The following is a 17,682-nucleotide window of genomic DNA, read 5'->3' as shown; positions in this document are numbered from 1 at the left end:
CGCCCGCACCCCCCGCCCTGCCCGCTCTGCCGCCCGCCGCGACGGCTCCCGTCGGGGTGGCGCAGTGAGCCCGGCCGCCCCGCGCCGCTCCCGGCCGAGCGGTGCCCGGAAGGACCGCACCGTCGCTGCGGGGGAGGTTCTCGCCGGACCCGGCCGCCCGGCGCGGGCCCGACGCACCCGCACCGCCGCCGAGGCGGGTCCGGGCACCTCGTCCTTCGGCTACCGCTACCGCGTCGGCAATGCCGTCATCTTTCTGGCACTGCTGGTCGCCGGAGCTCAGCTGTTCAACCTGCAGGTGCCTCGCGCGGCGGCACTGCGCGCCCAGGCTGCCGGGCAGCTCAAGGTCACCGACGTGGAGCTGGCGGTGCGGGGCAACATCGTCGACCGAAACCTGGACAAGTTGGCCTTCACCATCGAGTCTCGGGCGCTGACGTTCCAGCCGACCAAGATCCGCAAGATGCTCGCCGAGGCCAAGCAGAAATCGCCGAGCGCCCCCGATCCCGACCGGCGTCTCGCGGAGATCGCCCGGGAGGTTTCGGGCAAGTTGGACAACCGCCCCGACTACCGCGAGGTCCTCGCGAAACTGCGGAGCAACGAGCCGTTCGTCTACCTGGCGCGCGCGGTCGACCCGGCGATCGCCGCCGCGATCTCCGAGAAGTTCCCCGAGGTCGGCGCGGAGCGGCAGGACCTTCGTCAGTACCCCGGCGGCTCACTGGCCGCCAACGTGGTCGGCGGTATCGACTGGGACGGCCACGGTCTGCTCGGGCTCGAGGACGCGATGGACTCGGTGCTCGCCGGAACCGACGGGTCCATCACCTACGACCGTGGGTCCGACGGTGTGGTGATCCCCGGTAGCTACCGCAACCGCCACCACGCGGTCAACGGTTCGACCGTGCAACTGACCATCGACGACGACATCCAGTTCTACGTCCAGCAGCTCGGTGTTCAACGGGGGCGGAGGCGCGCCGTCGGCGGGCTTCGGATCGCCGATGACGATCCAGTTGCCGGCCGGGTCCTGAACCAGGTGGGCGGTGTCGCGTGAGGGGATCATGCCCAGTCCGCGTGCCGCCTCGGCGAGCGCCGGTGCCGACTCGGCCTCCAGGACGTCGCGCTCCAGGGCTTCCTTCTGTTGGGCCAGAGCGTCGTTGACGGCGCGGGCATTGCCGAGTTGGTAGGAACGCTGGGCGGCCTCAGTGGACAGCCACAACGTGATGGCCAAGCCGAGCCCGAGGGTGAAGATGATCAGCACGACGAACGGGACCTTGGCGAGCAGCGTCTGCGGGCGCACATCGATCGCGACCAACTTTGCGATGACGCGGTCCCGGAATGAAGGCCGAATGACTTTCGGCGCCTTCGCTTTACGTGCCTTGGCGCGAGCCTTGGCGTGGCTGGCGGTCTTCGGTCGGGCCGGCCGCTCGAGTGGCCGTGGGATGGGTGCGGTCTGCGGCCCGGGACGCAGGCCGCGCGCCTCGCGGGGACGCCGGGTTGGAACCCCGCCGCGCGGTCGTCCGGCCGCGCCGGCCGAGGGCGTCCGGCGCTGCCGCGCCGGGCTCTCCGAGCGGTCCGTGCGACGGCGGGCCCCCGCCGGGCCTGACAGACCGCCTTCCTTGCGCCCGACCTTCATCAATCGTCCTCTCCGTGGCGTCGTTCGATGGCGCGAAGTCGCACCGGTGCGCTTCGCGGGTTCAGTTCGACCTCGGCGTCCCCCGCGCGCTCGGCACCGCGGGTGACGGCAACGAATTCCGGCTCGTGACCGGGTAACTCGATCGGCAGTCCGGCGGGCGTGCGCGAGGCCGTCGCGGCGGCGAAGGTGCGCTTGACGATCCGGTCCTCCAGCGACTGGTAGGCCAGCACGATGATGCGGCCGCCGGGCCGCAGCGCTTCCAGCGTCGCGGGCAGCGCCGCGGACAGCGAGTCCAACTCGGCGTTGACCGCGATCCGCAGCGCCTGGAACGTTCGCTTGGCCGGGTGCCCGCCCGTTCGCCGCGCCGCCGCGGGTATCGCGCGATAGATGACCTGCACGAGGTCGTCGGTGCGCTGAAGAGGTTTACGTTCGCGCTGCTCGACGATGAAGCCCGCGATCCGAGCGGCGAATCTCTCCTCACCGAACCGGCGGAGAATCTCGGTCAACCGGCCGCGGTCGTAGGTGTTGACGATCTCGGCGGCGGTGATCTCCGACTCGGGGTCCATCCGCATGTCCAGCGGCGCGTCCTGGGCGTAGGAGAAGCCGCGCTCGGGCCGGTCGAGCTGCATCGAGGACACCCCGAGGTCGAACAGTGCCGCGTCAATCGACTGCGACGCGGGCAGGCCCGCCCGGATCAGTGCCTCGGCGATACCGTCGTATCTGCTGCGGATCAGTTCGACCCGGCCGCCGAAACGGGCCAGCCGGCGCCCGGCGATCGCCAGTGCGTCCGGGTCGCGGTCGAGGCCGATGAGCCGCAGCCCGCCGAACTGCTGGAGAAACCGCTCGGCATGGCCGCCCGCACCCACCGTGGCGTCGACCATGACCGCGCCGGTCGCGTCGGCGGCGCGCCGGGTCAGCGCCGGGGCCAGGAGTTGCACGCAGCGATCCGCCATGACGGGGACGTGAGGGTTCTGGTCGGCCACCTCTGAACCTCCCGGCTGGAGGGGTGCCGCCGGCGCACCGAGGTCCCTGTCCGAAGTCGCGAACCTGGCGTCGGGGAAGTACGCCAGGGTCGGTTCGGGCAGAGACCACGATGCACCGGCGGGCGGTGCGGGTTCAGATAATGTCGCTGAGGGCGTCATCGCTGGCCGCGGAGAAGTTTTCTTCGTGGGTCTGCTGGTAGTCCTGCCAGGTCCGGGCATCCCATATCTCGAGGAAGTCCACCGCTCCGATCACCACACAGTCCTTGGCAAGGCCCGCATAGCGGCGGTGGTCGGCGGACAGGGTGATCCGGCCCTGGGAATCGGGATGCTGCTCATCGGTGCCGGCCGCCAGGTTGCGAAGGAAAGCCCGGGCATCAGGGTTGCTCCGCGAGGCCTGGGCCGCGCGGCGGGCCAGCTGTTCGAACTGGCCGCGGGGATACACCGCGAGGCTGTGGTCCTGGCTCTTGGTGACCATCAGCCCGCCGGCCAGGGCGTCCCGGAACTTGGCGGGAAGCGTCAGTCGGCCCTTGTCGTCCAACTTGGGCGTATAGGTGCCGAGGAACATCCCCTGGCACCTCCTCGCCTCTAAATGGCCTCTGAATAGATGTTGCTCCGTCAGACGCCACAATACCCCACAATCCCCCACTTCTCTCCACTTGAGCCCTTGTTTTCGGGTCTAAAACGCCCAACTACCCCAAAATTTGGCAGGAATGTAACCCGATGTGACACGCGTCGGGGGGTGCGGCCGGCAGACCGGCCGGTATTCGACGGCTCTTACTCGTCGAAGCGGCGCCGGAAGCGGTCTTCCATCCGGCTGGTGAAACCACCTGCGGGCTTGCCGCGGCGCGGCCGGGAGCCGCCCTGAGCGGGACCGCGGTCCCGCCCGCCGGGGACGGGCGGACCGGTGACCGCGAAGACCACCCCGGCGAACATCGTGACGAAACCGAGAACCGAGAGCACCGGGAAACCACCGATCATGGTGGCCTTGAAGGCCACTCCGGCAACCAGCATCCCCAGGCCGAGCAGGAACAGCCCGGCACCCTGCAGCCGTCGGCGGGTAGAGGGCGCCCGCAGCGCGCCGCCGCGCACACTCGATGCGAACTTGGGATCCTCCGCATACAGAGCGCTCTCGATCTGATCGAGCATGCGCTGCTCATGGTCGGACAGGGGCATCGGTCCCTCCTTCCCCTGGCGGCGTTGCGGTGGCACGGGAGCGCATCCGTCTCAAATGATACGAGGCGTCACCAGCCGATACCACCCTGTTCGGCCACCCAGTTGCCCTTACAGGGTGCCCACCGGCGTCCAGTCCCGTCAAGCCGACCGCTCAGTCCTCGCCGGGACCCCGTCCCGGCGCCCGCCGATCCCGGCAACGTTCCAGGTGAGGGCACCGGTCAGCGGCACCATAATGGGGGCTGACGGCGTGACCGGATCCGGACCCGAAGGGGGCATCCAGGCATTGGCGACCTTCCTGATCGACCTGTCGCCCAATGACATGCAGCACCGCCTGGCCGAGGCGCTGGGCATCTACGTCGACGCGATGCGCTACCCCCGCGGCACCGAGAACCAACGGGCCGCGATGTGGCTCGAACACTCCGCGCGGCGCGGTTGGCGCGCGGTCGCCGCGGTAGAAACCGACTCCGCCGACGAGGAGGTGCCCACCGGCGCCGCGCTGGCGGTGGCGCCGCTGATGGGGGTGGCCTACGGCTACTGCGGAGCCCCCGACCAGTGGTGGCAGCAGCAGGTCGTCCGGGGGCTGCGCCGGGTCGGCTTCCCCCGCTCGGAAATCGCCCGGCTGATGAGCGACTACTTCGAACTCACCGAATTGCACATCCACCCGCGCGCGCAGGGCCGCGGACTGGGCGAGGCCCTGGCCCGCCGGCTACTCAGCGGGCGGGGTGAGTCCAGTGTGCTGCTGTCCACCCCGGAAACCCACGGCGAGGCGAACCGCGCCTGGCGGCTCTATCGTCGGCTGGGATTCACCGACATCATCCGCGACTATCACTTCGCCGGCGATCCGCGCGCTTTCGCCGTGCTGGGTCGAGCGCTGCCCCTGTGATTGCGGTCTGGCACGATAACGCTGATGCCCTCGCTGCTGACCGGCCGGTCCCACCGCACGCACTCGGAAACCCGGAGAGGCCTTCGGGCGATGGTGTTGCTGCTCCTCGCGGCGCCGCTGGCGGCGGGCTGCGTGCGCATTCACGCGTCGATCATCGTCTCCCCCGACGACCAGGTGTCCGGAGACATCGTCGCGGCCGCCAAACCACGCGATGACACCGACGAGGGGCCACAGTTCGACGCGGAGTCATCCGTGGCGTTCAGCCAGAAGGTCGCGGTGTCGCGCTACGACGCGGACGGGTACGTCGGTTCGCAGGCGACGTTTTCCGGGTTGAGTTTCGCCGAGCTTCCCCAGCTGGCCAATCTCAGCAACGAGGCCGCCGGAGTGGACATCTCGCTGCGGCGGGCCGGCAATCTGGTGATCCTCGAAGGGCGCGTCGACCTGACCAGCGTCACCGACCCGGAGGCCGACGTCACGTTCAGTGCGTCCTTCCCCGGCGAGGTGACCTCGACCAACGGTGACCGGGTGGCCGCCGACACGGTGGAGTGGAAATTCAAACCCGGGGTGGTGACCAACCTCAGCGCCCAGGCCCGTTTCACCGACCCCAGCACACGTTCCTTCACCGCGGCGGGGATCTGGCTGGCGCTGGCGGCGTTCCTGGTGGCCGGTCTCATCGCCGCGCTGGCCTGGCGGGATCGTGACCGGACATCCCCGCGGTTCGCCCCGCCCGGCGAGACGGACTCCGGGCAGGGTCACGGCCGCACGCTCTAGGCTGAGTCCACCCCGGGAGCGGGGCCTGGCGAGGACAACGAGGAGAGAGGGGCGCCGCGCTGAGCGTCGAGGCAGCAGCGCCGTCGGTCGCCGAATTGGCCGGCGCGGTCACCGGTCAACTGCGGGACTACCTGGCCGAGCGCCGCGCGGAGGCCTCGTACATCGGTGCCGAATACGACGGACTGATCGCCGCGCTCGAGGAATTCGTGCTGCGCGGCGGCAAGAGAATGCGCCCCGCCTTCGCCTACTGGGGCTATCGCTCGGTGACACCCGGACCGGACGACCCCGTCGAGGACGGGATCCTGCGCCTGTTCTCCGCCTTGGAGCTGCTGCATGCGTGCGCGCTGGTGCATGACGACGTCATCGACGACTCCGACACCCGCCGCGGCTTGCCGACCGCTCACGTGCAGTTCACCGAGCTGCACCGGCAGCACGGCTGGCGCGGCTCGGCGGAACGGTTCGGACGGTCGGCGGCGATCCTGCTGGGCGACCTGTCGCTGGTGTGGGCCGACGACATCGTCGCCGGGACGGACCTGCCCGGCGAGGGCCGCCATCGGGTGGGCAGGGTCTGGTCGGACATCCGCACCGAGGTGCTCGGCGGCCAATACCTGGACATCGTGGCCGAGAGCGGCGGGATGGCCTCCGGTGCGGACTCGATCGCCTCGGCGATGACGGTGAACACCTACAAGACCGCGTCCTACACGGTGTCGCGGCCGCTGCAGATGGGGGTCGCGGCGGCGGCCGACCGTCCTGATGTGCAGGAGGCGTTCCACCGGATCGGCACCGACCTGGGTATCGCCTTTCAGCTGCGCGACGACGTGCTCGGCGTGTTCGGCAACCCGGAGGTGACCGGGAAGCCCGCCGGCGACGACCTTCGCTCGGGTAAGCGCACCGTCCTACTGGCCGAAGCCGTCGAGCGCGCCGAGGTCTCCGACCCGGCCACCGCCGCCCTGCTGCGGACCTCCATCGGTACCGAGCTGGACGACGAACGGGTTGGCCGGTTGTGCGCGGCGATCGAGGCGGTGGGAGCGCTGTCGGCCGTCGAGCGGCGCATCGACGAGCTCACCCGGCGAGCGCTGGGAGTCCTGGACGGCCTGTCGATCAACGCACCCGCCAAAGCCGCGCTGACCGAACTCGCGGGCCTGGCCGCCAACCGATCGGCCTAACCCGATGACCTCGACGGGCACCGGAACCGGCGCGCCGGCGCGCCTGATCGCCTTCGCCCGCTCGGCGCAGGGCAGGCCCGCACTGCTGGGCTTTTTCGGCGCCGTCCTGATCACCGTCGGTGGCACCGGAGCGGGCAGCACCCGACTGCGTGACCCGGTGCTGGAAACGTTGCGGCTGTCGTGGCTGCGCTTCGGTCACGGTCTGGTGGTGTCGTCGCTGCTGCTGTGGGCCGGCGTCGCGGTGATGCTGCTGGCGTGGCTGTGGCTGGGCCGGCGACTGGTCGACGGCACCGGGGTAAGCCAGCAGACCATGATCGCGACGACCGGGTTCTGGCTGGCGCCACTGCTGCTCAGCGTCCCGTTGTTCAGCCGGGACACCTACTCCTACCTCGCCCAGGGCGCGCTGCTCCGCGACGGATTGGACCCCTACGCGGTGGGGCCGGTGGCTAATCCGAATTCCCTGCTCGACGACGTCAGCCCGATCTGGACCACCACCACCGCGCCGTACGGACCGGCCTTCATCCTGATCGCGAAGTTCGTCACCCTGGTGGTCGGCGACAACATCGTCGCGGGCACCGTGCTGCTGCGCCTGTGCATGCTCCCGGGCCTGATGCTGCTGATCTGGGCCGCACCCCGGGTCGCCCGGCACGTCGGCGCCGACGGACCGATCGCGCTGTGGATCTGCGTTCTCAACCCGCTGGTGATCGTCCATCTGATGGGCGGGGTGCACAACGAGATGCTGATGGTCGGACTGATGATGGCCGGTATCGCGCTGACCCTCGCGCGGCACCACGTGGGTGGCGCCGCGCTGATCGCCGCCGCCGTGGCGGTCAAGGCCACTGCGGTACTCGCGCTGCCCTTCATGGTGTGGGTGTGGATGCGGCACCTCGGCGGAAACCGGATCCGGGCATTCGCCATCGCCGCGGCGACGTCGATCGCGACCTTCGTGGCCGTGTTCGCCGTGCTGTCCGGCCTCGCCGGCGTGGGTCTGGGGTGGCTGACCGCGCTGGCGGGATCGGTGAAGATCATCAACTGGCTGACGGTCCCCACCGCCATCGCCAACCTCACCAACGCCATCATCGGGTTGTTCGTACCGGTGAGCTTCTACGCCGTCCTCGAGACCGCGCGACTGGTCGGCATCGGCGTCGTCATGGTGTCGCTGCCGCTGCTCTGGTGGCGATTTCGGCACACCGACCGCGAAGCGCTGCAGGGCATCACCTGGGCAATGGTCATCGTCGTACTGTTCGTTCCCGCGGCATTGCCGTGGTACTACACCTGGCCGCTGGCGGTCGCTTCGGCGCTCGCCCAGTCACGCAACGCGATCGCTCTGATTGCGGGCTTCTCGACGTGGATCATGGTGATCTTCAAGCCTGACGGTTCTCACGGTATGTACTCCTGGATCCATGTCCTGATCGCGGCGAGCTGCGCGCTGGCGGCCTGGTCGGCGATCCGCAATGCCGCACAGCCCGAGTCACGGCCCTAACCGGCCGCACCGGCCCGTCAGTACGCCATCGCCTGCGCCCGGCGCAGGACCTCACGGGCCTGGTGCGCGTGCAGCGCATCGACCGGTCGGGCGTTGGGAGTCGGCTCGCGAACGCCGTCGCGGGTCAGGGTCAGCGACGGATCCGGGGTGAACAGCCAGCGCAGGATTTCGGTTTCGCGGTAGCCGCCGTCGCGCAGCACCGCAAGCAGACCCGGCAGCGGCCGGACGATCGCTGCGGCGGGGCCCGCCGTCGTGAAGAAGATCCGCGGAATCACCGGCACCCCGTCACGGCGCACCGCGACCAGGTAACCCTCCCGAATATGCTGCTGAACCTTGCTCACCGGGATCCGCAGCAGCGCTGCGACATCAGCGAGTTCGTAGACCGGTTCGCCGGGGTCGAGCACATCGTCACCGGCCGGAACGCTGCTCACCGGTCCAGTCTAGGTCGCCGGAGGCCCTACCATGTGGCGGTGATGTCGGACTCCCTCGTCGGCACCGTGCTCGACGGGCGCTATCGCATCGATGCCCGGATCGCGACCGGCGGAATGTCGACGGTCTACCGCGGTTTCGACATGCGGCTGGAACGGCCGGTCGCGCTGAAGGTGATGGATCCCCGCTATGCCGGCGACCACGAGTTCCTGACCAGGTTCCGGCGGGAAGCCCGCTCGGTGGCACGCCTCAAGCACCCCGGGCTGGTCGCCGTGTACGACCGCAACGACGACTCGTCGCACCCCTACCTGGTGATGGAACTCGTCGAGGGCGGGACCCTGCGGGAACTGCTGCGAGAACGCGGCCCGATGCCGCCGCACGCGGTCGTGGCCGTGCTCGGCCCGCTGCTCGGCGGGCTGGGCGCCGCCCACCGGGCCGGCCTGGTGCACCGCGACCTCAAACCGGAGAACGTGTTGATCTCCGACGACGGCGAAGTGAAGCTGGTCGACTTCGGTCTGGTGCGGGCCGTCGCCGAGGCGGGCATCACCTCCACCAGCGTGATCCTCGGCACGGCCGCCTATCTCTCCCCCGAACAGGTCGTCGGTTCGGCCACCGGGCCGCGCAGTGACGTCTACGCGCTGGGCGTGATGACCTTCGAACTGCTCACCGGGACGACTCCGTTCACCGGCGACAACGCGCTGGCGGTCGCCCACACCCGCCTCGACCGCGACGTCGCTGCGCCCAGTTCGGTCATTGCCGGCGTGCCCCCGCAGTTCGATCGGCTCGTCGCCCGGGCCACCGCGCGCAACCCCGACGAACGCTTCGCCGACGCCTCGGAGATGGGCGCCGAACTCGACGCGATCACCGACGAGCTGGCACTGCCGTACTTCCGCGTGCCCGCCCCGCGACACTCCGCCCAGCGGGCCGCCGCCGCTGCCGATCCGGGCCGGCGCACCGACCCCGCCGCCGGCGGCCAACCGACCCGGCAGCTGCCCGACACGCCGCTCCCCGAGGGCACCCCGATACCGGAGTCGAGGCGGTTCGCCGGAATCGACGTCGCGGAGTTCGTCTGGGCGCGCCAGCGAGCCCGGCGCACCCTGGCGGCGTGGATCCTGGTCGTGCTGATCCTGACCGGACTGGTGGCCGCCGCGGCGTGGAGCATCGGCATCCATCTGCGGGGCCTGATCGCCCCCCCGGTCGCCGGCAGGTCAGTCGCGCAGCATCTCGGCGACCAGGAACGCCAGTTCCAGGCTCTGCTGAGTGTTCAGCCTCGGGTCGCAGGCGGTCTCGTAGCGCCCGGACAGATCGGTGTCGGAGATGTCCTGGGCACCGCCGAGGCACTCGGTCACGTTCTCCCCGGTGATCTCGACATGGATGCCGCCCGGATGGGTGCCCAGCGCCCGGTGCACTTCGAAGAATCCCTGTACCTCGTCGACGATGCGGTCGAAGTGCCGGGTCTTGTACCCCGTCGATGACTCGTGGGTGTTGCCGTGCATCGGGTCGCACTGCCAGATCACCTGATGCCCGGTGGCTTGAACTTTCTCGATGATGGGCGGCAATAGGTCGCGAACCTTGTGGTTGCCCAGCCGGCTGACCAGGGTCAACCTTCCCGGCCTGTTGTGCGGATCGAGCCGCTCGACGTACTCGACGGCCAGTTCCGGGGTCATGGTCGGCCCCATCTTCACCCCGATCGGGTTGGCGATCACCTCGGCGAAACCGATGTGGGCGCCGTCGAGCTGACGGGTGCGCTCGCCGATCCAGACGTAGTGCGCGGAGAGGTCATAGAGCCGGGGCTCGCCGAACTCCTCGCTGAGCCGCAGCATCGCCCGCTCGTAGTCGATCACCAGCGCCTCGTGGCTGGCGTAGATGTCGGCGGTGTCGAGATTGCGGTCGCTGACCCCGCAGGCCGACATGAACCTCAGACCGCGGTCGATCTCGCCCGCCAGCGTCTCGTAGCGGGCCCCGGCCGGCGACGTCCGCACGAACTCCCGGTTCCAGTCATGCACCAGATGCAGCGACGCCAACCCTGACGAGGTCAGCGCCCGCACGAGGTTCATCGTCGCGCTGGAGTTGGCGTAGGCGCGCACGAGCCGCGAGGGGTCGTGCTCGCGGACGGCGGCCTCCGGCGCGAACCCGTTGATCATGTCGCCGCGATAGGACTTCAGCCCCAGAGCGTCGGTGTCCGCCGAGCGCGGCTTGGCGTACTGGCCGGCGATGCGGGCCACCTTCACCACCGGCAGGCTGGCCCCGTAGGTCAGCACCACCGCCATCTGCAGCAGCGTGCGGATGTTGGCGCGGATGTGCGGTTCGGTGTTGTCGGCGAACGTCTCCGCGCAGTCCCCACCCTGGAGCAGGAACGCCTCGCCCCGGGCGACCGCGGCGAGCTGATCGGCCAGGCGTTCGACCTCCGAAGGCACCGTGACCGGGGGGACACTCTCGAGGACCGTGCGCATCGCCCTGGCCTGCGCGGGATCCCAGCCCGGCTGCTGGGCCGCCGGTCGGGCGAGCGCCTCGTCCAGCCGGGCGCGCAGATCGACGGGCAGCGGCGGCAGCGCCGGCAGCTGGTCGATCGGGACGTCGACGGTCCAGTTCACGCCGCTTATCTTAGCCGGGCCCAGCAGGCCCGATGACCAGCGGGAAGCGGCCCGGCGGCACCGGTGTTGGTTAGATGACCCGCATGCGCCCGGAACGCGAGGAGCAGGGGGTCGGCCGGGTCGCCGCGTTCAGCGACGCCGTGGTGGCCATCGCGATGACCGCACTCGTGCTGCCGCTGACGGTGCTTGACCCCCGCCCCTACGGCTCCAACCTGCTGGGCCTGCTCTCCGACAACCGCGACTCACTCGTGGTGTTCGTCGTGTCCTTCATCTCCGTGGCGGCGTTCTGGATGACCCACCACCGACTCTTCCTGACACTGGTCCGGGCGGATTCGACCACGCTGTGGCTCAATTCGCTCTGGCTGCTGGCCATCGTGCTGCTGCCCTTCCCCACCCACCTGGTCGGGATCGACGGTGCCTCGGCGGCCACCGGCGGCCTGCTGGGTGAGTCCTACCTGATCTTCTACGTCACCAACCTGATGGCAATCGCCGGGAGCACCCTGCTGCTGACCCGACACCTGGCCCGGGTTCCCGGACTCGTCGACGGCTCCGATTCCGAGGCTGCCGAGGTGCTGCACCTGGTGCGGATCCGGGCCCTGGTCAGCCTGACCCTGCTGGCGGTGGTCATGGGGGCGATTCTCGTGCTCCCCCAGTTCGAGGCGGCAGGTCTGGCGCCGCTCGTGCTCTATCTGCCGATCCTGCTGATCGCCACCCGGCGGCTGGCGCGCTTCGACCGGACCTGAGGCCGGGCGCACCTCAGCTGTCGGTGATCAGCAGGAAGCGCCGCAGGTTGTGCCGGGCGTCGACCAGCGCGTCGTGGGTGTCGGTGGGCCGCGTCGGCATCCGGGGACACCCGTGGGCCTCCCACAGCTGACGCAGTTCGCGGGTGAAGCGGGGGATCTGCGGCGGCAGACTGGTCATCGGTCCCCACAGCTGGCACAGCGCCACGTGGTCGTAGGCCCCGACCCACGCCCACAGCTCGATGGGTTCCTCGGACGCTGAACCGTCGACGTCGAAGAAGCTCTCCAGGTCCTCGCGGATCTCCCGACGCGACCGCCACAGCGGCGACGCCGGCGGGGGCAGCTTGGGAAGGACATGGGTCCGCACCCAGCGACCCGCCGATTCCGGGTCGAATTCGGTGGAGACCGCGTAGTACTCGCGGCCGTCCTCGGCGACCACCCCGATCGAGATCAAGTCGATGATGCGGCCGTTGTCGATGAACTCGGTGTCGTAGAAGTAACGCACGGGGCCTCAGGGCGTTCTCACCGGCTCGACCGGCGTCGGCGGGCTGGGGCGATTAGGCGCGGGGGCGGCGTGGATCTGCCGGTCGAGTTCGGCGTCCACCTCGGTGTCGGCCGGGATGCGCGGCTCGCCCGCGATCACGTGCTGCAGCCACAGGTTGGCCTGGACGAAGGGCCTGCGCAGGTAGCGCTCCCGCCGCAGCGACCGGCGCATCTTTTCCGGTCGGTCCTGATAGTGCCAGCGGGCCCACGGCGCGTGCGGACGGGCGAGCCGGATCGCCCCGACGAACAGCAGCGGCGTGAAGGCCATGCCCAGCAGACCGGTCCACAGCTTGCCCTTGAGCAGCACGATGACGGCCAACGCGAGGTTGACTGCCGCGAGCAGGGCTACGGTGGCGCGCGCGACCGGGGAGTCGGCGTCGCGCCAGATCCCGACATCGAACAGCGACAGCGGGTTGAATCCCAGCACCAGCAGCCCGGCCACCGCGGCCGCGACAAAGACCGCATCGACCGAGGTGCGCCCGTCCTCCGACCAGTAGACGTCCTGCAGGTGCAGGATCAGCGCGAACTCATCGAGCAACAGGGCGGCGCCGATGCCGAACACCACGGCCGCGAAGGTGAACTGGCGGATGGTTCCACTGCTCGACATCGCCACCATCGCGATTCCCGACACCAGGACCAGCACCACGCCGAAAACGGCGTGGTGAATGTGCAGCCCGCCGCCACCGCCGGAGTCGGACACCGAGATGTTGTGCGGCTGCCACCACTTGCGCGGCCCCGGGCGCCCGGCCGTGGCGCGGATGTAGCGGGTGATCGTGCGAGTCAGGAAGAACGTGACGATGAACGCAATCAGGCACCACATCAGCGGTTCGCGCCCCGGGGCGACGAAGTCGAGGTGATTCAGGCGGACGGAGTGCTGCACGGCTTGAAAACTTACGCCCACCGCCGCTGCGGCGCTTCGCCCGGCGGTCCCGCCTGGCTACCCTGAGGGGGAGATGACGACGCTGAAGCCCGGCTGGGATGTTCGGTTCGGGCCCATCGCATGGCGGCTGACCCAGGTCCTGGTCTGTGTCGCCGCGGTGCACGCCTGCTGGAGCCTGTTCGGGCACCTGCCCTACCGCATCGACGCCGATGTCTACCGGATGGGCGGCGAGGCCTGGTTGCACGGCCGGCCGCTGTACGCCGAGGGGGCGACGTTTCGCACCCGCGGCGGGCTGGAATTGCCGTTCACCTACCCGCCGCTGGCGGCCATCGTGTTCAGCCCGCTGGCCCTGGTGGCGCTGCCGGTGGCCAGCGTGACCCTCACCGCGATCACCCTGGTGCTGCTGGTCGTCTCGATCTGGATGGTGCTCAGCGGCCTGCGGGTCTTCGAGGACTCCCCGGCGATCACCGAACGCGCGACGTGGCGGCGCTGGTGGCTGGCAGCCGGCATCGTCGCGGTGTCGGTGACCACACTGGAGCCGATCCGGGCCAACTTCGCCTTCGGACAGATCAACGTGGTGCTGATGACACTGGTGATCGCCGACTGCCTGCCGCGGCGAACCCCGTGGCCGCGCGGCCTGCTGGTGGGAGTGGCGATCGCTCTCAAGCTCACCCCCGCGGTGTTCCTGCTGTATTTCGTGCTGCGCCGCGATGTCCGTGCGGTGCTGACCGCGGTGGTCTCCTTCGTCGCCGCCACCGGACTCGGTTTCGCGCTGGCCTGGCGGGATTCGATCGAGTACTGGACGGTGACTGTCGTCAACACCGACCGGATCGGTGCGGCAACACTGAACACCAACCAGAACATCGCCGGCGCCCTGGCCCGCCTCGGCCTCGGCGAGGGCATCCGTTTCGCCCTGTGGACGCTGGCCTGCTGCACCATGCTCGGCCTGACCGTCTGGGCAGCGCGACGGGTGCTGGCCGCCGGCGTGCCCACCCTCGCACTGATGTGCGTCGCCCTTTTCGGACTGGTGGTCTCGCCGGTGTCCTGGTCGCATCACTGGGTCTGGGCACTGCCCACGGTCGTGGTGACCACCGTGCTGGCCTACCGGCGCCTGGACCTCGCGCTGGCGGCGGTCAGCACCGTCGGCGTGGCCCTGCTGCTGCGCACCCCCATCGGGTTGCTGCCCGAACACCGGGAGGCCACCGCGGCGTGGTGGCGCCAGCTGCTCGGCATGTCCTACGTGTGGTGGGCGCTCGCGGTGATCGTCGTCGCGGGCGCGGCATTCGGGCCGCGAGCGGCTAGCCCGCGGCGGTCTCGGGAATCCGCGCCGGCGGCTGACGCGACGCTTCGGGCGTGACCGCCCCGCCGACCTCTTTGACGGTCGAGGCGTAGATGTCGACGTACTCCTGACCGGAGAGCTTCATCAGCTCGTACATGACTTCGTCGATCACGGCCCGTTCGATGAAGCGGTTACCCGCCAGCCCGTCGAACCTCGCGAAGTCCATCGGCTTGCCGAAGCGGACCGTCACCCGGCCGAAGCGCCAGAACCTCGAGCCCGGCGGGTTGACGACGTCGGTACCGATCATGGCGACCGGAATGACCGGAACCCCGGTGTGCAGTGCGATCCGGGCCAGCCCGGTTTTCCCCTTGTAGAGACGCCCGTCCGGGGACCGAGTGCCCTCCGGATACAGACCGAGCAGTTTGCCCTGATTGAGCAGCCGTTCGGCGGTGTCCAGGGCGGACTGGGCGGAGTCGGCATCGGTGCGGTCGATCGGCACCTGCCCGGCGACGGTGTAGAACCACCGGGTCAGACGCCCCTTGAGTCCGGCGCCGGTGAAGTACTCCGCCTTGGCCAGGAAAGTGATTCGGCGCCGAACGACGAGAGGGAGGTAAAAGCTGTCGGCCACCGCCAGGTGATTGCTGGCCAGAATCGCCGGTCCCGAAAGCGGAACATATTCCAGGCCTTCGACTTTCGGACGTCCAAGCATCGCCAACAGCGGGCCCATGAAGATGTACTTGAACAGCCAGTACCACATAGACCCTCCCTGGCCGGCCTCCTCGCTGTGCCGATCGGTACTTCGACTCTACCGAGCGGCGTCGGGAGGAGCCACGCGGCAGGTCTGGTTCACGGCCAATCCTCAGGCGCCCACTCGGGTACCCCCGCGGGTATCAGGGTCACTCCTCGACCGTCACTCGTTCGACGACGATCGGTATGGACTGGTAGCTGCCGTTGGTTCGCGAGCCGTCGGTCCCGTCGCCGTCGTGCGCCGGCCGCGCCGTCTCCGGGGTCGGCCCGGCGACCGTCGGGTCGCCGACCATCGCGCGGATCGCCGACACCAGCGCGACGCTGTGTTCGGCGATCACCGTGAGCATCGGGTGCTGTTCACCGCTGACCAGAGCAGCCAGGGCGCACACCGGGCACCAGGTCTGCTGGCAGCGTCCGGGACCGCCGAGCGCCTCGCCCGCCCGCGCGGCGGCCGCCCGCACCGCGGGGTCGAGTCGATCGAGAAGGGCCTGAGCCAGCTGGCGCAACTCGGGCCCGATCTCGGGATGCCCCGGACTCATCGCCGACCGGCTTTCCCGGCCGGCGGCGTCTCCGCTCCCACCACACACTGCGCGCTCACGCAGGCCACACCTCCGGGTCGGGCCGGAATCGAACCGTCAGCTCGCCGCCGCGAAGCGTCGCGTCGATCACGATGCAGCGGCGCAGCACCGGTGCCAACCGGATCCTGCGCCGCACACCGGCCACACCGATGATCAGATCGTCGCCGGCTCGGCCCAGGCTGATCGCGCCGGTGTCGGGCTGGGCCAACTGTAACCGCATCCGGTAGACGGCATCCAGACTCCGGCCGGTCTCCCCGCCGGTCTCGCGATCCACGACAGGACGCAGTGGAGGCGGCGGCGCAGCGCCCTGTCGCCGCCGTGCATCGTCGAGCAGGTGACACAGCGCCTTGGGACCGATTGGTTCGGCCGCGCGGTGCGGAACCAGCGCCAGCCGGATCCCGCCGCTGTCGGCAGCCAAATCCGTGAGCACTTCCGCCTGCTCGGAAAGCCGGCTCGCGTACCAGTCGAAGGCGGGATGTTCGGGAAGATTCCGGTACTCATACGAGTCGTCCTGCACCAGGACCTGGTTGACGATCAGCTCAGCGACCCGGATCCCCAGCAGGGTCAGCGAGCCCAGGGTGCGCAGCGCTTCGGCCGCCACCACCCGTTCGGGCGTGAGAACCAGATGCGCCGCGACCCGATCGGCGTCGCCGAGCAGCTTCGACACCGACTCCAGCCCGGTGCCGATCGCCTCGGCCATCGCGACGGTCGCGGCGAGACTCCGATCGTGGACGGCCGCGCCGAGCCGGCGATGCCGCGGCCAACTCCGCTCGAGGTATTCGGCGAAGGCTGCGGGCAGCGTCAGCATCCGGATGGCGTCCGCGGTCGAGGCGCAGTCGACCACCACACGATCCCAGCGGCCGGAATCGGCGAGTCCGACCACCGTCTGCAGTCCGAGCACCTCCTGGATTCCCGGCAGCGCGGATAGTTCTTGTGGCGCAATATCTTTCAATTCCGATTCCGGAAATCGCGCGGCCAGAATCGGGCTGGCGAAGCCCCAGGCCGACTCCAGCAGTGCGAGGGTGTCCAGCGCCATGGCGTCGAGGTGTCCGCCACCACCGCCGCTGCTGCGCTCCTCGGTGAGGATGCGGACCGGCGCGGCCGCGCCACCGGGGGTCACCGGCGTACCGAGCACGTCGCCCAGCGAGTGGGCCTGGTCGGTGGAGACCACCAGGACCCGTTCTCCACTCAGCGCCGCCTGCACCGCCGTTGCCGAGGCAAGGGTCGACTTGCCGACTCCGCCCTTGCCGACGAAGAAACTGATTCGCACCGATCCGGGCGAGCCGGCATCGGCGATCGGAGCGTCATCGGGTCTCACTCAGACCTCGAAGCCCTCGGCCCGATTCTTCAAGTCCTTCAGCGCCGTTTCGGTAAGGCGGCGTTCGGCCTTGCGCTTGAGGAGCCCGATCATGGGAACGCGCAGATCCACCGACAACTCGTAGGTGACGTCGGTACCGGTGCCCTTCGGCTTCAGCGTGTATCTGCCTTCCAGCGCTTTGAGCAGAGAACTGGAGACCAGGGACCATTGCACCGAATTCCGGTCTGCTGGCCAGTCGTACTCGAGCACCATGGTGTCGTTGAGCACGGTCGCCTCCAGAACCAGACGCGCGACCCTGGGATTGCCCCGGTCGTCGGTTTCGAGCACCTCGGCGTCGGTGTACTCCGACACCCATTCCGGGTAGGCGGCGATATCGGCGATCACGTCCATCACCGTGCGCGGATCGGCATCGATATAGATGGTCTGCACCGTCTTGTCCGCCACCTAGCCGACTCCCGTCGCCCCGTCCGGCACGGGCCGGATTTCCCGGA

General features: G+C 69.6%; 17 protein-coding genes and 3 pseudogenes. 8 read left to right on the top strand and 12 right to left on the bottom strand.

The annotated features are described in order from the left end of the window. Nucleotides 1–937: pseudogene (locus ACKOB8_RS02790) on the top strand (penicillin-binding protein 2); the annotation flags it as partial. On the opposite strand, the pseudogene ftsL reads toward ACKOB8_RS02790, so the two are convergent. From ftsL to ACKOB8_RS02770, 4 genes and pseudogenes are all read right to left on the bottom strand, one after another. Beyond that, nucleotides 935–1,624 (bottom strand): annotated as a pseudogene (gene ftsL, locus ACKOB8_RS02785) (cell division protein FtsL); the annotation flags it as partial. The pseudogenes ACKOB8_RS02790 and ftsL sit on opposite strands and share 3 nt — an antisense overlap. Further along, nucleotides 1,624–2,766 carry a 16S rRNA (cytosine(1402)-N(4))-methyltransferase RsmH gene (rsmH, locus tag ACKOB8_RS02780; RefSeq protein ID WP_526375406.1) on the bottom strand — a complete coding sequence of 381 codons (1,143 nt, stop codon included), beginning with the start codon at nucleotides 2,764–2,766 and terminating at the stop codon, nucleotides 1,624–1,626. The pseudogene ftsL and the gene rsmH, both read right to left, overlap by 1 nt. Next, nucleotides 2,741–3,172, bottom strand: coding sequence for a division/cell wall cluster transcriptional repressor MraZ (mraZ, locus tag ACKOB8_RS02775; RefSeq protein ID WP_526375404.1), 432 nt, complete (start codon nucleotides 3,170–3,172; stop codon nucleotides 2,741–2,743). Before mraZ ends, rsmH begins: the two co-directional genes overlap by 26 nt. A 209-nt stretch (nucleotides 3,173–3,381) precedes the next feature. After that, the gene (locus ACKOB8_RS02770; RefSeq protein ID WP_526375401.1) at nucleotides 3,382–3,780 is read right to left on the bottom strand and encodes an SCO2097 family morphological protein; all 399 of its coding nucleotides are present in this window, start codon (nucleotides 3,778–3,780) and stop codon (nucleotides 3,382–3,384) included. A gap of 283 nt (nucleotides 3,781–4,063) precedes the next feature. Here ACKOB8_RS02770 and ACKOB8_RS02765 point away from each other — a divergent pair, with 283 nt between their 5' ends. The 4 genes from ACKOB8_RS02765 to ACKOB8_RS02750 all read left to right on the top strand — a co-directional run bounded on the left by ACKOB8_RS02765 (nucleotide 4,064) and on the right by ACKOB8_RS02750 (nucleotide 8,083). After that, on the top strand, nucleotides 4,064–4,663 hold the full coding sequence (locus tag ACKOB8_RS02765) for a GNAT family N-acetyltransferase (RefSeq protein ID WP_526375412.1): 600 nt from the start codon (nucleotides 4,064–4,066) through the stop codon (nucleotides 4,661–4,663). Between the two features lie 24 nt (nucleotides 4,664–4,687). Then, nucleotides 4,688–5,434, top strand: coding sequence for an LppM family (lipo)protein (locus tag ACKOB8_RS02760; RefSeq protein ID WP_526375399.1), 747 nt, complete (start codon nucleotides 4,688–4,690; stop codon nucleotides 5,432–5,434). 95 nt (nucleotides 5,435–5,529) lie between these two features. Further along, complete coding sequence (idsA2, locus tag ACKOB8_RS02755; protein WP_526375397.1) at nucleotides 5,530–6,600, top strand: bifunctional (2E,6E)-farnesyl/geranyl diphosphate synthase; 1,071 nt, start codon at nucleotides 5,530–5,532, stop codon at nucleotides 6,598–6,600. A 4-nt stretch (nucleotides 6,601–6,604) separates the two neighbouring features. Beyond that, nucleotides 6,605–8,083: an alpha-(1->6)-mannopyranosyltransferase A gene (locus ACKOB8_RS02750; RefSeq protein ID WP_526375395.1), complete on the top strand. Its 1,479-nt coding sequence runs from the start codon at nucleotides 6,605–6,607 to the stop codon at nucleotides 8,081–8,083. Between the two features lie 17 nt (nucleotides 8,084–8,100). On the opposite strand, the gene ACKOB8_RS02745 is transcribed toward ACKOB8_RS02750, so the two are convergent. After that, nucleotides 8,101–8,514 carry an Rv2175c family DNA-binding protein gene (locus ACKOB8_RS02745; protein WP_526375393.1) on the bottom strand — a complete coding sequence of 138 codons (414 nt, stop codon included), beginning with the start codon at nucleotides 8,512–8,514 and terminating at the stop codon, nucleotides 8,101–8,103. A 42-nt stretch (nucleotides 8,515–8,556) separates the two neighbouring features. Between ACKOB8_RS02745 and ACKOB8_RS02740 the strand changes: the two are divergent. Then, nucleotides 8,557–9,699: pseudogene (locus tag ACKOB8_RS02740) on the top strand (protein kinase domain-containing protein); the annotation flags it as partial. Nucleotides 9,700–9,720: 21 nt separating this feature from the next. Here ACKOB8_RS02740 and ACKOB8_RS02735 read toward each other — a convergent pair. Beyond that, nucleotides 9,721–11,106 carry a class II 3-deoxy-7-phosphoheptulonate synthase gene (locus ACKOB8_RS02735; RefSeq protein ID WP_526375391.1) on the bottom strand — a complete coding sequence of 462 codons (1,386 nt, stop codon included), beginning with the start codon at nucleotides 11,104–11,106 and terminating at the stop codon, nucleotides 9,721–9,723. Nucleotides 11,107–11,180: 74 nt separating this feature from the next. On the opposite strand from ACKOB8_RS02735, the gene ACKOB8_RS02730 reads away from it, so the two are divergent. Continuing rightward, a complete protein-coding gene (locus ACKOB8_RS02730; protein WP_526375389.1) occupies nucleotides 11,181–11,849 on the top strand; it encodes a TMEM175 family protein in 669 nt (222 codons plus the stop codon). Nucleotides 11,850–11,862: 13 nt separating this feature from the next. On the opposite strand, the gene ACKOB8_RS02725 is transcribed toward ACKOB8_RS02730, so the two are convergent. Next, nucleotides 11,863–12,351 carry a polyadenylate-specific 3'-exoribonuclease AS gene (locus ACKOB8_RS02725; protein ID WP_526375387.1) on the bottom strand — a complete coding sequence of 163 codons (489 nt, stop codon included), beginning with the start codon at nucleotides 12,349–12,351 and terminating at the stop codon, nucleotides 11,863–11,865. Between the two features lie 6 nt (nucleotides 12,352–12,357). Beyond that, a complete protein-coding gene (locus ACKOB8_RS02720) occupies nucleotides 12,358–13,209 on the bottom strand; it encodes a hypothetical protein (RefSeq protein ID WP_526375410.1) in 852 nt (283 codons plus the stop codon). 133 nt (nucleotides 13,210–13,342) lie between these two features. Here ACKOB8_RS02720 and ACKOB8_RS02715 point away from each other — a divergent pair, with 133 nt between their 5' ends. Next, complete coding sequence (locus ACKOB8_RS02715) at nucleotides 13,343–14,626, top strand: glycosyltransferase 87 family protein (protein ID WP_526375385.1); 1,284 nt, start codon at nucleotides 13,343–13,345, stop codon at nucleotides 14,624–14,626. Here ACKOB8_RS02715 and ACKOB8_RS02710 read toward each other — a convergent pair. The 4 genes from ACKOB8_RS02710 to ACKOB8_RS02695 all read right to left on the bottom strand — a co-directional run bounded on the left by ACKOB8_RS02710 (nucleotide 14,568) and on the right by ACKOB8_RS02695 (nucleotide 17,635). Continuing rightward, entirely contained in the window at nucleotides 14,568–15,305 is a 738-nt protein-coding gene (locus tag ACKOB8_RS02710; RefSeq protein ID WP_526375383.1) for a lysophospholipid acyltransferase family protein, read from the bottom strand. The two genes, ACKOB8_RS02715 and ACKOB8_RS02710, sit on opposite strands and share 59 nt — an antisense overlap. A 139-nt stretch (nucleotides 15,306–15,444) precedes the next feature. After that, nucleotides 15,445–15,834, bottom strand: coding sequence for a hypothetical protein (locus tag ACKOB8_RS02705; RefSeq protein ID WP_526375381.1), 390 nt, complete (start codon nucleotides 15,832–15,834; stop codon nucleotides 15,445–15,447). A gap of 55 nt (nucleotides 15,835–15,889) precedes the next feature. Beyond that, entirely contained in the window at nucleotides 15,890–17,191 is a 1,302-nt protein-coding gene (locus tag ACKOB8_RS02700) for an ArsA family ATPase (protein WP_526375379.1), read from the bottom strand. Continuing rightward, nucleotides 17,192–17,635: an SRPBCC family protein gene (locus ACKOB8_RS02695; protein WP_526375377.1), complete on the bottom strand. Its 444-nt coding sequence runs from the start codon at nucleotides 17,633–17,635 to the stop codon at nucleotides 17,192–17,194. Nucleotides 17,636–17,682: the final 47 nt, after the last annotated feature.

The sequence above is a fragment of the Mycobacterium sp. genome (assembly GCF_046091765.1).
Classification (GTDB): domain Bacteria; phylum Actinomycetota; class Actinomycetes; order Mycobacteriales; family Mycobacteriaceae; genus Mycobacterium.
Note: the sequence above shows the minus strand (reverse complement) of the source record. Positions and strands in the feature narration are given on the sequence as shown.

Coding starts and splice junctions, on each gene's coding strand:
- rsmH (WP_526375406.1), bottom strand. CDS start 2,766: ATGACGCCCTCAGCGACATTATCTGAACCCGCACCGCCCGCCGGTGCA.
- mraZ (WP_526375404.1), bottom strand. CDS start 3,172: ATGTTCCTCGGCACCTATACGCCCAAGTTGGACGACAAGGGCCGACTG.
- ACKOB8_RS02770 (WP_526375401.1), bottom strand. CDS start 3,780: ATGCCCCTGTCCGACCATGAGCAGCGCATGCTCGATCAGATCGAGAGC.
- ACKOB8_RS02760 (WP_526375399.1), top strand. CDS start 4,688: ATGCCCTCGCTGCTGACCGGCCGGTCCCACCGCACGCACTCGGAAACC.
- ACKOB8_RS02750 (WP_526375395.1), top strand. CDS start 6,605: ATGACCTCGACGGGCACCGGAACCGGCGCGCCGGCGCGCCTGATCGCC.
- ACKOB8_RS02730 (WP_526375389.1), top strand. CDS start 11,181: ATGACCCGCATGCGCCCGGAACGCGAGGAGCAGGGGGTCGGCCGGGTC.
- ACKOB8_RS02720 (WP_526375410.1), bottom strand. CDS start 13,209: ATGTGGTGCCTGATTGCGTTCATCGTCACGTTCTTCCTGACTCGCACG.
- ACKOB8_RS02715 (WP_526375385.1), top strand. CDS start 13,343: ATGACGACGCTGAAGCCCGGCTGGGATGTTCGGTTCGGGCCCATCGCA.
- ACKOB8_RS02710 (WP_526375383.1), bottom strand. CDS start 15,305: ATGTGGTACTGGCTGTTCAAGTACATCTTCATGGGCCCGCTGTTGGCG.
- ACKOB8_RS02705 (WP_526375381.1), bottom strand. CDS start 15,834: ATGAGTCCGGGGCATCCCGAGATCGGGCCCGAGTTGCGCCAGCTGGCT.